The organism is Pacificimonas sp. ICDLI1SI03, assembly GCF_054740865.1.
In genome coordinates this window covers 380,088-391,981 of sequence record NZ_JBSQAU010000002.1, presented here as the reverse complement: position 1 = coordinate 391,981, position 11,894 = coordinate 380,088, and the positions used below count along the sequence as shown (strand labels likewise).

Sequence of the window (11,894 nt, the reverse complement as noted above, 5' to 3'; positions counted from 1 at the left end):
GGTCCAACGCTTTATTCGCAGGCCGCGGTGCCTCCGCTTGCAGCAAGAAGGTCCATGAAATCGCGGGCAGCGCCGCAATCAACAGGAGACTCCAACACGGCTCAAGGTCAGAGGCAGACCCAAGCCTATGAGGCAACCCCTACCAAGCGGAGCGCTTCTCCCGGCCATGCTCAAGGCCGAAATTGATCCGGCAGCGCTCGATACCCAAGGCCATCATCTCGGGGCTAACCGGCGACACATCGGTTGCAAGGACATGACGTAAAAGGAGATCACTGCGAGTTACGGTGACAAGCTAGCCTTTTTCATTTCTGCGCCATCAGGCGTTACGTTGCTTGCATCAGAGCGTTCGGGACTATCGCGTTTGTCACATGCAGCTCCCACAGCTTCTTGCGGTCCACAGGGCAGCGCGCCGCCTTCTTCTTCCCATCGCAAAAGGTCTCTATCCTTCTTCTCGATCACCATATGGAATTCTCCAAATTGAAGCGGCGACGCAGCAGTCAATCATCGTATCAAGCAGAGGCCCAGCGTCTACAGAACCGTTAGTATCACAGCGCCGATAGCACTGTTCCGGTCGCCTGTTCGGGACAGGGATGGCACTTGCACGACACATTATTCATTTCAGGTCGCGGCTCTCCTGAAAATTGCCTTGCGCAGAAGAAACCCCGCGCATGAGCGTGTCATACGCGGGGTTTCAAAGCGGCCCAATTGCACCTGCGGCCCGCAGGGCTCCGGGGGGACGTCGGGACCGCCTGTTCGGTGAGCGATGTAAAAGACGCTCGATGTTCCTTCCCGCTCGCGTCACATGTCTTTCATGTCGTGATCCGGCATCGTCCGCATATCGTGACCTGCATGCGGGTCGGCGTGCTCGGCTGTCGGCGTGACCGCGCTGGCATCTGCCGGTAAAATTGGCGTCACTGGTGCCGCGCGCGAGTTGCCGGAGCGCGGCCTGGTTGAGGCCTCGCCCATGCTCTCAGGGGAAGTTCCTGCGGTCACTGACTGCGTCTCGCGGTTAGCATCCGAGGAATTTTTCGGACCCTCAACATCGAGGGAAGCTGTGGCAGCCGATGGCACAGTTCCGATGGTAATTGGCGTCTGCGCGTCAGGTGCCGAAACCCGCGATTCGTCACACCCGGCGAGGAAAAACAGGGCACCCACGACTGGAGCGAGACCGGCGGCTGTCATCTTCGATTTGCTTTTGCGCATCATACGATTCCCTTACAGCCAGGAAATGCCGAGATGGTTCTGGCCATGCGCCAGTTCGCCTCCGAGGAACCCTTGGGCGAGAATGAGCACAGCCATCGAAGCAAGCGCAATGCGCAGCATCGTCCGGCTTTCCGGGCGGCGGTGCGCGAGCGCGGCGAGTACAACACCCAGAACGGCAATGAGCATGCCGTTCCAGCGATGGAGCTGCATTGCCGTATCCCCGCCAAACCACAGGCCGGTATGTATCCACCCGAATATGGCCGCGATGACGGCGCCGCCCGCACCGCCGTAAATGAGCACGCGTACGGCGGGCTCCAAGCCGGCTTCTCTACGCTTACCGACGAAGAGCTCGGCCAGCGCGGCCATCAGAAACAGGGCAATCGGGAAATGTATCGTGGCGGGATGCAATCTCTTGAGCACACCGACGATGCCTTCCTCGTTCACATCGGCGGCCTCACCCGATGCTTCGTCGTGCCCGCCGGAAGCATGAGCGTCGCCCGAAGCTCCATTCGATAATTCCTGGGCTTCACCAAAGTTGTCTGCTGGACTGCCTGTCGCAGGCGCAGCTGCGCTCTCGGCCCCGCCATGCGCTTCGTCGCCATGCGCGTGGACCGGGCTGACCCAAAGAAGACTTGCGCAAACAAGCGCCAACAGCTGGATTGGCTTCATACTGACGAGTGCCCTTTCATGGCGGCTTACCGCTGTCCTACAGAATGTTACGCATCTGGAGCTCTCATCTCTCAGAACAGTTTCTTGAGGGTGCACTAGCGCGGGATGCATTCGAATTTCACGTGCTGGGCAATGCAATGTTTGGCCAAATTGCGACCCATTGCAGCGAGCGGACCCCGGGGAGCGTTAGCACACCCACCCGGGGCGCCGGTTCCTAATCGCGCTGCGCCATGTCCTGCTGGGCAGCCATCTGCCCCATCATATCGTGCATCATCGTCATGCGCTGGTGACAGGCCGCCATCATATCGGCGTCGCCCCCCTGCATCATGCCCGCCATGTGTTCCTGCATCTTTTCGCGGTGCTCGGCCATCAGCCTTTGGCGTTCGGCAGGATCGCTCGCGGCGCGGGCCTGCTGCATCAGCGCGCGCATTTCAGCCATCTTCTCACGATGGGCTGTCATGGCCTCGGAATCCTGCATCATGTGGCCACTGTGATCCTGCTGCTGTGCTGCAGCTTGATTTGCATGGTCATGCTGCTGCTGTGCCATCACCGGGGAGGCTGTCAGGCCGGTGGCGAGCAATAGGGCTAGGGCTGTGCGTTTCATCGTCGAATTCCCTTCTTTGGTCATGTGGTGGATGCCTTGTGCATTCATCTCCTTTACGCAGCGAACGTCGCTTCCCCTCAAACAATCACGCAAAATATGGTGGCGGCGAAGGGCAGGCCAACAGCCGAGCCGGTTGCAGCATTACTGATTTTCAGCCACGTTTCCGGCATAAGCCGGGAGAAAAAAGAGAGGTAACGTCATGACATCGGAAAAGACGCCGGGAATGCCGCAATGAGCGCGGTCAACGAAGACGGCAGCTGGGAAGTCCCGGAACCGGATCACGCCGAGCTGGTGCAGATGCGCATTCGTCTCATAACGCTCGAAAACATCGTTCTTGGCCTGCTGTCCGGAGCGAGCAGTGAGCAGATTGAACAGATCAGAAAGCGCGCGGACATGATTGAGCCCCGTCCCGATGCGAGCAGGCACCCCCTCACCGAACTGGCAGCGAACGACATGCGCAAATTTCTTGACCGCGCTGCTCGGCTTGCCGACAACGCGGATGATGGAGAGGCTGAGTAATCTGGCAATGCAGACGCGATTGAGGACCGAAAATGCAGGCCAGGCGCGGCTTTGTGATGCACATATCTGCGGTGTCCTGGCAAGGTGACCAGAACCCACTGGCTAGTCTATATTTGCGGCAGCTTGATCGCGTTCGTCTGGGAAATCTACCAGATGCCGTTTTTCGTTCCGGGCAATCTCGAACCCTATGAACAGACCATTCGCTGCGGCATTGCGAGCTTGGGCGATGGACTTATCCTGCTCGCAGCCTACTCGCTCGCAGCCATCAAGGGCGGGCGCGCCTGGTTTCGCCGAGGCGCCAGGATATCTTATGCAATTTACTTCGGTTTCGGCCTTGTCATTGCAATCGCTGTCGAAATCATGGCGACGTCGCTACCGTCAGACAGCCTGCTGAGCTGGCGCTATAGCGATCTGATGCCCCATGATCCATTGACCGGCATGGCGCTGATCCCGATCGCGATGTGGACGATCGTGCCTCTGCTAACCATCCTTCTGGTTCGGTTTGCTCAAACCGAGCGCAACTGAACTGAAAGCAGTCTCAACGAGCGACTTGGCCATGTCTCGCCCGGCGCTTAGTCCTCGGGAACCTGTTGGCCAGCAAGACGAAGCCCGAGATCGCGATAATTGTCCCGCCGATGCCGAACAGCAAAAGCCACCAGCTGTTGATCCGGTCGCGCTGCGTCCAGTCCATGATGTGCAGCCCCCAGATGAAATCGAAGAACCGCCACGTGTCGCTTCGCGCGGAGAGGACCGCACCGCTCGATGCATCGACATAGACGCGCGTGTTAGCCACGTCATTATAGGTGATTTGCCATGCAGGAAACGGGCCCCTGAATTCGGTGCCAACGCTTTCGTCGACCAGGCGCGCCGCATGGATGGATGTTTGCGGACCGACCCAGGCGCGCCGCGCAATTGAACGTGCCGTGGCTGCGGGAATGGGAGATAATATCCGACCGCTTTGTGGCTCATGCAGGCTCACCGCGCCATCGGCTCGCCGCACCTCAGTAACAGTCTTGCCATCAAGAACCCGGGTCGTGATTGCGGTAATGTCATCGCTGTCGGACAGCCATCGCGGGATGGCGGCATCGTCGGGAAGCGTTTGCGCTGCACGCGAGATGACGTGCTCGGATCGTACTTCCTCCAGATCGAGAAAGGACATCAGAGCTCCGGTGGCCATCCACACAAGCACCTGGAGGCCGACGAAGATCGCCAGCCATTTGTGCAGCTTGCTGCCCAGGATATGCAGGCGCAGCTTGAACGAGCGTTTGGCCACCCGGTTGCCCCCTCGCACTCCGATCAGCGGTTGCGCGGCGCGCGCGATGAAGAATGGTATTGCACGATCTTCCAGCCATCGGCGTTATGGGCAAGTACGGATGTTGCCACGCCTTCGCGGTCGATCACCCGCCCATCCGTCAGTTCGATCCGGTAGGTATAGGTCTCGCGCCCGTAAGCGAGATGCCCCATGCGGGTGACCGCGACGGTCGGATCACCGAAGGTGAAACTTGTAATTGCATCCAGTTCGGGCCCGAGATGATGCTCCATATAATGCGTGAAGCTGCCTTCGTCCTTGCCGTTCTCGTAAACGAAAGATTCGTCTACAAAAAGGGCATCCATTGCGTCAGCGTCGCGGGCCATCAATGCCTCACGGTAGGCGACCAGAGCCACTTCTGCACCAGCGACATCGTCGTTCATGGCCGCCATGTGATCGGCATGGTTCATGCCTTGCGCCGAATGGTCCATCTCCATCGCGTCAGTTTGTTCCTGATGCGCCGAATGATCCATGGTCTGCGCCATTGCCGGTACTGCGGAAACTGCGAGGGCCGAAGCCATCAAACCTTGAATAATCATCGACTTTTTCATTAGTTATTCCATTTTTTTAGAACCAGAACCGGACACCGACGACATAGTTCGTCACGCTCGGGTCTTCGCCGGCCGCACGGGCATAGGCGGCACTATCGCCTATCCGCCATTCCTGAGAGACGCCGATATACGGCGCGAATTCGCGTGCGAATTCATAGCGCAGGCGAAGGCCTGCTTCGATTCGGTCGATCCCCGCGCCAACTCCCAGCTCCGGAATATCCTGAGCCGAAAGTGCAAGTTCCGCGCGCGGCTGAAGGATCAACCGCTGGGTGATGCGCTGGTCAAGTTCGCCCTCGATGCGGGCCGTCACATCGCCCTTGCTGGAAATAAACGCCGCAGCATCGACTTCGAACTTGTAAGGGGCAATACCCTGGATGCCGATCACCGCATGGGTGCGTTCAGGTCCGGTCAAGTCTTGTCGGACACCAGCCTGGAAGTCGAAAAAGGGTGCGATGGCGCGGCTCCACAGAGCCTGCACCTCGGCCCCTTCGATCGGTTCGCCGAAGCTGCCCTCGCCTTCCGATTTGAACCAGAACTTATTGATATCGCCGCCGTAATAACCCTGAACGTCCCAAAGATAGCCGTCCGCGCCTTCGCGCGCCCGGTATTCCACGCGGTCGCCCTGTATCCATAGCCGCATGCCGCCATCGGTTTCGCGGACCAGCTCCTGCCGGGCTTCGTTCATGGCTTCCTCGCCCCAAATTGCAATACCGGCGCGCGCGGGGCCGCTGCCAGCTTCGGGCGGAGGCGGGAGGAGCGGGATCATATCGTCGGCAGACCCTTGCATTGCGGAATGATCCATTCCCTGCATGGCTGGTGACGGCGCGGAAACCTGGCCCATCTGACTGTGGTCCATCTGGCTGTGGTCCATCTGGCTGTGGTCCATCTCGCTCTGGCTCGCCTGGCCTTGAGGCATATCGCCATGATTCATCTGGCTGTGATCCATTTCCATGGATTCCTGACCGGACTGCGCCATGGGCATCTCCATGCCCGAACTTTCTTCACCTTCGGCCATCGCCCCTTGGCTCATCTGCGAATGATCCATGGTTCCGTGATCCATCGCCGGTTGGTCGCTGGCGGTCGGCTCGCAGGCGCCGTCCGGAACGGCATGGCCCATGTCCCGATGGCGCTGCGCTTCCTGCGCACACCTATCCGCAGCGTCATGGTCCGTGCGCGTCTCAGCGCCGGGCTGGGGTCGGCTGGTGTCATGCCCGGCGTGCTGTGCCAAAGCCGCTGCCGGCAGCATCGTTCCGGCAGCGAGCGAGGCAAGCAGGCTTGCTACAAAAGTCTTCATGCTTCGCTCCCGTCCGGATTGGCGACCGTGACGATCTGAAACATCCCGGCGTGCATGTGGTAAAGAAGATGACAGTGAAAGGCCCAGTCACCCGGCTCGTCGGCAGTCAGGTCGAATTGGGCGCTGCCGCCTGGCTGCAGGATTACCGTGTGCTTCAGGGGCTGGCGATCCGCAGGGGCGCCATTGACCAGTTCGAAGAAATGGCCGTGGAGATGGATCGGATGCGCCATCATCGTGTCGTTGATGAGCTTGACCCGGACCCGCTCGTCATAGGCGAAGCGGATCGGTTCGTCGGAGACGGCGGAAAACTTCTTGCCGTCGAACGACCACATGTAGCGCTCCATATTACCGGTCAGATGGATTTCCATCCGCCGGGACGGCGTTCTGCCCTCCTGGTGGGGCGTCAGCGCGCGAAGCTTGCGATAATCGAGCGTGCGATGGGGCACATCGGCAAGACCGATTCCGGGATCGCCCATGCGATCCACCGGATTCATCGACACCATGTCGAGTCCGGGGCCAACCTCGACGTCCGGAGGCAAAAGGGACGTATCGCGCATCTGCATGCCCGACATGCCTGCCATCCCCGCCATTGGGTCGCCGTCCGGCGTTCCGCTAGAGCCATGATCCATGCCCGCCATGGCATCATCGTTTCCGTGGTCCATGCCAGACATGTCACCACCAGTGCCTGCACCGTGGTCCATACCGCTCATGCCCATGTCGGCCATGGTGAGCAGCGGCGGATCACGCAGCGGAGGGATTGCTGCGCGCGCGCCGGGCCTGCTCGCCAGCGTCGCGATGCCCATGCCAGAGCGGTCCATCGATTCTGCCACCAGCGTATATGCAGCCTGCTCACCGGGGGTCACGACGACATCATATGTCTCGGCCACGCCGATCTGGAACTCGTCGACCTCGACCGGCTCGACATTCTGCCCGTCCGCCTGAACAACGGTCATCGGCAGGCCGGGAATGCGGATGTTGAAGAAGGTCATCGCCCCGGCATTGACAAAGCGCAGGCGCACCCGCTCACCCGGCCGGAACAGATACTCCAGATTGTCAAGCGGGCCATGGCCATTCAGAAGGTAGGTATAGGCTGCGCTCGATACGTCCAGGATGTCAGTCGGCATCATGCGCATCTTCGCCCACATCCGGCGGTCCTCACCCGACAGCGGATAATCATCCGTCCAGGTGTTCTGGTTGTAGTTGAAGTAGCCCTCGCCCTTCTTGAGCTTGTCGAAGATCGTGTGCGGCGACATCTCGCTGAATTCGCTCAGCACCACGATATATTCGCGGTCGGCTTGAACCGGATCGGCACCTGCGGGATCGACCACGATCGGGCCGTAATGGCCAGCCTGCTCCTGCAGCCCGCTATGCGAATGCCACCAATAGGTTCCTGCCTGCCTGACCGGGAATTCTGCGGTGAACGTTTCGCCCGGCTTCACTCCCGGAAAACTCACTCCGGGGACACCGTCGAGCTGGAACGGCACGAGCAGGCCATGCCAGTGGATTGAAGTGTCTTCTTCAAGCTGGTTGTGAACGTTGAGCCGGACTGTCGTCCCTTCCCGCAGGCGCAGGAGGGGTCCGGGAATGCTGCCATTGACAGCGATAGCACCGCCGCGGCGGTTCCCGGTTGAAAACGCCGATCGCGCCACCGTCAGATCGATATTGGGGCCAGTTGCCTCGTCGATACCCTTGCGGGCCGCGCCGGTCAGCAGATCGGCTCCGCGCGCCCAGGCCGGAACAGCACCGGCCAGACCAAGCAGGCCCATGCCGCCCGCTCCTGCTCCAAGAAATTTTCGTCGATTGACGGAGATCATACGTGCGGCTCCTGATGTGACATACACCGACCCTTACGCGCCCGTCAGCTGAACCCCTCAAAGTTTTTAACCCGTTCTCTCAAACGATTCCGGGCGCGATAGATCCGGGTCTCGATCGCCTTCTCGGTCGTCCCGAGCAGCGCGGCGGCCTCGGCCTGGCTTCTGCCCTCAACACTGACGAGCACGAGCGCTTCGCGCAGGCGTATGGGTAACTGCCCGATCTCCGCCTCGACGAGCCTGAGTTGCTCACGGCTGGCTGCAAGGATTTCGGGATCGGGCGTGTCGTCGGCCACCGCCTGTATCTCGTCGGAACCCGAAAAACCGAAGAAACCGACGATCTTCCTTCGGCGAAGTCGGTCGCGACACCGGTTCAGGACAATGGTTGTAAGATAAGGGCCGACGGGCTTGGAGGCATCGAGACGATGCCGGGTGAGCCAGACCGATGCGAGGCTATCCTGGACCACGTCCTGAGCGGAGGAGGAAGACCCCAGCATGCGCGTCGCCAGCGCAATCAGCCGCGCGATATGGGCTTCGACAAGAGACGAAAACGCCTGCCTGCTGCCGGCCACTACTTGCGCGACAAGTATTTGTTCTGAATTGCCTCCCTTTTTTACCGGCATGCGGGGTCAGCTGCGCGGGCTGTCGGTAAGAGCTTTGGACACTTGCTGGTCAAATCGTCTTTGCTGATCGGGGTCGAGAATTTCACGCATGTCGAAGACATGGCGGACCGTTGCTTTTTGGAGATCGCCCATGCGGGCATGAACCTCGTCGATGGCCGTCCCCACCCCGGGTCCGTATTCGTGTTCGGCTTCCATCGCCTGCGCGAGTTGGGCGTTGGCAGCGCGCGCAGAGGCCTCGAGCCTGGCCCGTTCCACAGCGAAGCGCGCTTCGAGTATCTCAAGGCGTTGCTTCTGCTCGTTTGTTAGCGTGAGTTCATCATGCACGAACGCATGCAGGCCCGTATCAGCATCGTGATTGGCCCAGCGATCCGCGCCGAGCGCACCGAGACTACCGGCGAGCGCCGCGAGCAGCACCGCGAGGGCAATATGCAATTTCTTCAATGTCTAGCGCTCCACATGCAGCAGCGCGGAGGGCGAGAGCCGCTCTCCGACAATGATACTATCAGCTATGCCAGGTTGGGAACCAGCAAATTGTGCAGGCCACCCGCTGGTGCCTGCGCCGGCTCCCAGACCGACGACGAACAGGCCCGCAAACAAGACCATCCTGCGGCGTCGTTCAACGATTTCGCCAAGCTGGCCTGCCCGTTGCCACACGCCGGTCATGAAATCGTCCGGAACTTTGAAGGAGTCCTGTGTGCCCAGCGTCCCAAGCATCGCATCGAGTGTCTGATTGTTACGCATCCATTGCTCCTGTCGGTTGCCCGCTTCCTATACGCGATAGAATACCCGAACCCTTAAGTTTCTTTTTTGAGGGCTGCGGCCCGGCTGTGCGTATCAGAACGTGCAACGAACAATAGCGAAGGTTGTTTGAACAGATCGGAAATTATGTGGTGAAAAATGCACGCCTCACAAAAGTGGGACGGGAGTTCACTCCTCTGCTTGGCCACAGCTGGCTCACACCGCTCTACGATCGTGCGATTGGCGTTTTCACGCGCGAGGCGAAATGGCGCCGGGAGATCGTCAAACAGGCTCGAGTAAAACCTGGCGACAAGGTCATGGATGTAGGTTGCGGCACGGGGACGTTGTTGCGAGCCTTCATGACCAGCTGCCCCCAAGCAGATTTATTAGGCGTAGAACCCGATCCGGCAGCGCTTGCGATCGCACGGCGCAAGCTTGGTCCTGCTGCGGGCCTCGTTCGATGGCACAACGGATTTCTCGACAGTCTCGACCTTTCGGGTGATCGGCGACCCGATACGATCGTCAGCTCGCTTGTTTTGCACCAGGTTCCCGTGTCGCAGAAGCGCGCGATCCTCGAGCAAATGGAGGCCTTGCTAGCTCCTGGCGGCATGGTGCTGATCGCTGATTACATGCGCCAGGACCATCCGCTCATGCGCGCAATGTTCCGCGCGACCGTTCAGCTTCTCGACGGTTTACCAGACACCCAGCCGAGCGCTGACGGAGCAGTCGAGAAATTGCTAGGCGAAATTTTCGCAAGCGCAGAGCTGCTCGCTCAGATCCATACCGCAACCGGAACCATTTCGCTCTGGCGCGGCTCCAAGAAAGGCATGTAACATGATCAAAGACAATCCATCGAAGCCGCTGCGGCGTTGGCTGACGGCATCGGTTCTTCTCACGCTTGCGGCCTGCTCGAATGCCGCACAGGCCGCCACCTACACGATGTTCAGGGACCCGGGATGTGGTTGCTGCCTGAGCTGGGCAGGACATGTCGAGGGCGGCATGGAAGCAGAAGTGGCTTCGGTCGATACTGACGATATGAGTGCGCTCAAGGCAGCCAAGGGCGTACCGCAGGATATGTGGTCGTGCCACACAATGGAAGTCGAGGGCTACATCATCGAAGGTCATGTGCCCGCCGAAGCGATCGCGCGGCTCCTGCGCGAAAGGCCCGAGGGCGTGACCGGCCTCGCCGTTCCCGGAATGCCGCTAGGCTCCCCCGGCATGGAAATGGGCGATCGAGTGCAGCCCTATGAGGTCATCGCTTTCGGTCCGGACGGCCAGAAAGTCTTCGCATCCTATCCGTAAACGCCGACCAGCCCAGATGACGGTAATTCAACAGGAGAACCATGATGTCAGAGCGTTCGCTCAAATCCTCGATCATTGCCTGGGGCTGGACACTCAGCCTGTTTCTGCTCGTCAGCTATTTGATCTGCATAGCTTTCGGCCTGCTCGCGCCCGAACGGTTCCATATGCATGAGGCCTGGGAACCGCTGCTTCCCGGATACGAATGGCTGACTCTGCCTGGATTTCTCGCAGGCGCAATCGGCAGCTTCTTATATGGGTGGTACATCGCGGTGATCGTGGTGCCGTTATACCGGTACTTCAGATAACGCTTGAGGAAATCAGACTGGCTTGAAACGGCGCTCTATCGATCGGAACAAGCACTTGGTTCCACGCGGGTGTCGGATGCGACAAAAGAAGGCTGGCGACACCAATCAGAATGACGCCTCGACAGGAGACGAACAATTTCGCGATATCGATCCAGCGACGATAGACGGGGTCTGCTCCTGCACACCGCCATAGGCGCAGTCATGGGTTTCGCGATCCTTCATCCGGTGACGACACTTGTCTACTGGTATGAATTCGGTGCCTCGAATATTGCCGCCCAAAGCAACGCGCTCGCTTTTCTGCTTGACCGTCTGTCTTCGGCATTCGCGTTTGAAATGCTAACGATGAGCGCTGTGTATGTGGCGTTGGGCGCTGCGATTGGGCTGGGGTTTGGTATTTATCACAGCCGCCTTTTGGATGAACGCTCGAAAGTTCGTTTCCTCGAACGCGAGCTTGAAGAAGAGCTACCTTTGCTCATTGCCCGGGGCGAAGGAGAGCATGTCGAGTTCAAGTCGTCTATGCGTTGGGACAGACGCGAAGAGCGCGTAAACCGGCGCCTGCAGCAGGTTGTCGTGAAGACAATAGCGGGTTTTCTCAACCATGAAGGTGGCACGCTCTTGATCGGCGTGGAAGATGACGGGACTGTTGCGGGCATTGAAGCGGATATGCGAACGCTCAAGCACGCGAACCAGGATGGATTCGAACGACTTTTGATGGACACTGCAAGAGACGCCCTGGGCGGGGATGCTTGTGCCCTGGTCCATAGTCGTTTCCATGGGCTTGGCGGGCTGACCGTTTGCAGGGTGATCGTCGAGAAAAGCGTGCATCCGGTCTACTACACCGAAGGGGGTGTCGCTCATCTCATGCTGCGCACCGGAAACAGTACCCGGGAGCTGGATGTTCGCGAAGCTCAGGCGCACCTTCAACGAAGAGAAGCCGGGCCGATGTAACTATAACCCGGGCGCACA

17 protein-coding genes are annotated in these 11,894 nt (G+C 59.6%); 6 read left to right on the top strand and 11 right to left on the bottom strand.

The features are described from left to right. Window positions 1–279: 279 nt before the first annotated feature. From ACSMXM_RS13815 to ACSMXM_RS13800, 4 genes are all read right to left on the bottom strand, one after another. The gene (locus ACSMXM_RS13815) at window positions 280–462 is read right to left on the bottom strand and encodes a hypothetical protein (RefSeq protein ID WP_460316921.1); all 183 of its coding nucleotides are present in this window, start codon (window positions 460–462) and stop codon (window positions 280–282) included. Window positions 463–798: 336 nt separating this feature from the next. Continuing rightward, a complete protein-coding gene (locus ACSMXM_RS13810; RefSeq protein ID WP_460316920.1) occupies window positions 799–1,206 on the bottom strand; it encodes a hypothetical protein in 408 nt (135 codons plus the stop codon). Between the two features lie 9 nt (window positions 1,207–1,215). Continuing rightward, entirely contained in the window at window positions 1,216–1,569 is a 354-nt protein-coding gene (locus ACSMXM_RS13805) for a hypothetical protein (RefSeq protein ID WP_460317613.1), read from the bottom strand. 517 nt (window positions 1,570–2,086) lie between these two features. Next, entirely contained in the window at window positions 2,087–2,476 is a 390-nt protein-coding gene (locus ACSMXM_RS13800) for a hypothetical protein (RefSeq protein ID WP_348499759.1), read from the bottom strand. A 231-nt stretch (window positions 2,477–2,707) separates the two neighbouring features. Between ACSMXM_RS13800 and ACSMXM_RS13795 the strand changes: the two genes are divergently transcribed. Both ACSMXM_RS13795 and ACSMXM_RS13790 read left to right on the top strand, forming a co-directional pair. Further along, the gene (locus tag ACSMXM_RS13795) at window positions 2,708–2,995 is read left to right on the top strand and encodes a hypothetical protein (RefSeq protein WP_063505470.1); all 288 of its coding nucleotides are present in this window, start codon (window positions 2,708–2,710) and stop codon (window positions 2,993–2,995) included. 84 nt (window positions 2,996–3,079) lie between these two features. Further along, a complete protein-coding gene (locus ACSMXM_RS13790) occupies window positions 3,080–3,520 on the top strand; it encodes a hypothetical protein (protein WP_063505471.1) in 441 nt (146 codons plus the stop codon). A gap of 13 nt (window positions 3,521–3,533) precedes the next feature. Here ACSMXM_RS13790 and ACSMXM_RS13785 read toward each other — a convergent pair whose 3' ends face one another. Genes ACSMXM_RS13785 through ACSMXM_RS13755 form a run of 7 tightly spaced genes read right to left on the bottom strand, consistent with a single transcriptional unit; the run spans window position 3,534 to window position 9,324 of the window. Next, on the bottom strand, window positions 3,534–4,268 hold the full coding sequence (locus ACSMXM_RS13785) for a PepSY domain-containing protein (RefSeq protein ID WP_348035585.1): 735 nt from the start codon (window positions 4,266–4,268) through the stop codon (window positions 3,534–3,536). Window positions 4,269–4,291: 23 nt separating this feature from the next. Next, window positions 4,292–4,855: a YybH family protein gene (locus ACSMXM_RS13780; protein ID WP_233996517.1), complete on the bottom strand. Its 564-nt coding sequence runs from the start codon at window positions 4,853–4,855 to the stop codon at window positions 4,292–4,294. A 16-nt stretch (window positions 4,856–4,871) separates the two neighbouring features. Next, window positions 4,872–6,149, bottom strand: coding sequence for a copper resistance protein B (locus ACSMXM_RS13775; protein WP_335642330.1), 1,278 nt, complete (start codon window positions 6,147–6,149; stop codon window positions 4,872–4,874). Next, a complete protein-coding gene (locus ACSMXM_RS13770) occupies window positions 6,146–7,963 on the bottom strand; it encodes a copper resistance system multicopper oxidase (protein WP_103022937.1) in 1,818 nt (605 codons plus the stop codon). The genes ACSMXM_RS13775 and ACSMXM_RS13770 overlap by 4 nt, the downstream gene beginning before the upstream one ends. 44 nt (window positions 7,964–8,007) lie before the next feature. Continuing rightward, on the bottom strand, window positions 8,008–8,583 hold the full coding sequence (locus ACSMXM_RS13765; protein WP_460316919.1) for an RNA polymerase sigma factor: 576 nt from the start codon (window positions 8,581–8,583) through the stop codon (window positions 8,008–8,010). Between the two features lie 6 nt (window positions 8,584–8,589). Continuing rightward, window positions 8,590–9,024 carry a periplasmic heavy metal sensor gene (locus tag ACSMXM_RS13760; RefSeq protein ID WP_290845730.1) on the bottom strand — a complete coding sequence of 145 codons (435 nt, stop codon included), beginning with the start codon at window positions 9,022–9,024 and terminating at the stop codon, window positions 8,590–8,592. A 3-nt stretch (window positions 9,025–9,027) separates the two neighbouring features. Then, window positions 9,028–9,324 (bottom strand): hypothetical protein, encoded by a 297-nt coding sequence (locus ACSMXM_RS13755; RefSeq protein ID WP_460316918.1) that lies wholly within the window; start codon window positions 9,322–9,324, stop codon window positions 9,028–9,030. Window positions 9,325–9,446: 122 nt separating this feature from the next. Between ACSMXM_RS13755 and ACSMXM_RS13750 the strand changes: the two genes are divergently transcribed. From ACSMXM_RS13750 to ACSMXM_RS13735, 4 genes are all read left to right on the top strand, one after another. Continuing rightward, entirely contained in the window at window positions 9,447–10,154 is a 708-nt protein-coding gene (locus ACSMXM_RS13750) for a class I SAM-dependent methyltransferase (RefSeq protein ID WP_348035581.1), read from the top strand. Between the two features lies 1 nt (window position 10,155). Further along, on the top strand, window positions 10,156–10,623 hold the full coding sequence (locus ACSMXM_RS13745) for a DUF411 domain-containing protein (protein ID WP_460316916.1): 468 nt from the start codon (window positions 10,156–10,158) through the stop codon (window positions 10,621–10,623). Between the two features lie 44 nt (window positions 10,624–10,667). After that, the gene (locus ACSMXM_RS13740) at window positions 10,668–10,928 is read left to right on the top strand and encodes a DUF5676 family membrane protein (protein ID WP_050600497.1); all 261 of its coding nucleotides are present in this window, start codon (window positions 10,668–10,670) and stop codon (window positions 10,926–10,928) included. 201 nt (window positions 10,929–11,129) lie between these two features. After that, entirely contained in the window at window positions 11,130–11,876 is a 747-nt protein-coding gene (locus ACSMXM_RS13735) for an AlbA family DNA-binding domain-containing protein (RefSeq protein WP_050600414.1), read from the top strand. The last annotated feature ends 18 nt before the right edge of the window (window positions 11,877–11,894 follow it).

What these genes read in the sequence shown, in the direction of transcription:
- ACSMXM_RS13815 (WP_460316921.1), bottom strand. Translation starts at nt 462, where the DNA reads ATGGTGATCGAGAAGAAGGATAGAGACCTTTTGCGATGGGAAGAAGAA.
- ACSMXM_RS13810 (WP_460316920.1), bottom strand. Translation starts at nt 1,206, where the DNA reads ATGATGCGCAAAAGCAAATCGAAGATGACAGCCGCCGGTCTCGCTCCA.
- ACSMXM_RS13805 (WP_460317613.1), bottom strand. Translation starts at nt 1,569, where the DNA reads ATGGCCGCGCTGGCCGAGCTCTTCGTCGGTAAGCGTAGAGAAGCCGGC.
- ACSMXM_RS13800 (WP_348499759.1), bottom strand. Translation starts at nt 2,476, where the DNA reads ATGAAACGCACAGCCCTAGCCCTATTGCTCGCCACCGGCCTGACAGCC.
- ACSMXM_RS13795 (WP_063505470.1), top strand. Translation starts at nt 2,708, where the DNA reads ATGAGCGCGGTCAACGAAGACGGCAGCTGGGAAGTCCCGGAACCGGAT.
- ACSMXM_RS13780 (WP_233996517.1), bottom strand. Translation starts at nt 4,855, where the DNA reads ATGAAAAAGTCGATGATTATTCAAGGTTTGATGGCTTCGGCCCTCGCA.
- ACSMXM_RS13775 (WP_335642330.1), bottom strand. Translation starts at nt 6,149, where the DNA reads ATGAAGACTTTTGTAGCAAGCCTGCTTGCCTCGCTCGCTGCCGGAACG.
- ACSMXM_RS13770 (WP_103022937.1), bottom strand. Translation starts at nt 7,963, where the DNA reads ATGATCTCCGTCAATCGACGAAAATTTCTTGGAGCAGGAGCGGGCGGC.
- ACSMXM_RS13765 (WP_460316919.1), bottom strand. Translation starts at nt 8,583, where the DNA reads ATGCCGGTAAAAAAGGGAGGCAATTCAGAACAAATACTTGTCGCGCAA.
- ACSMXM_RS13755 (WP_460316918.1), bottom strand. Translation starts at nt 9,324, where the DNA reads ATGCGTAACAATCAGACACTCGATGCGATGCTTGGGACGCTGGGCACA.
- ACSMXM_RS13745 (WP_460316916.1), top strand. Translation starts at nt 10,156, where the DNA reads ATGATCAAAGACAATCCATCGAAGCCGCTGCGGCGTTGGCTGACGGCA.
- ACSMXM_RS13740 (WP_050600497.1), top strand. Translation starts at nt 10,668, where the DNA reads ATGTCAGAGCGTTCGCTCAAATCCTCGATCATTGCCTGGGGCTGGACA.
- ACSMXM_RS13735 (WP_050600414.1), top strand. Translation starts at nt 11,130, where the DNA reads ATGGGTTTCGCGATCCTTCATCCGGTGACGACACTTGTCTACTGGTAT.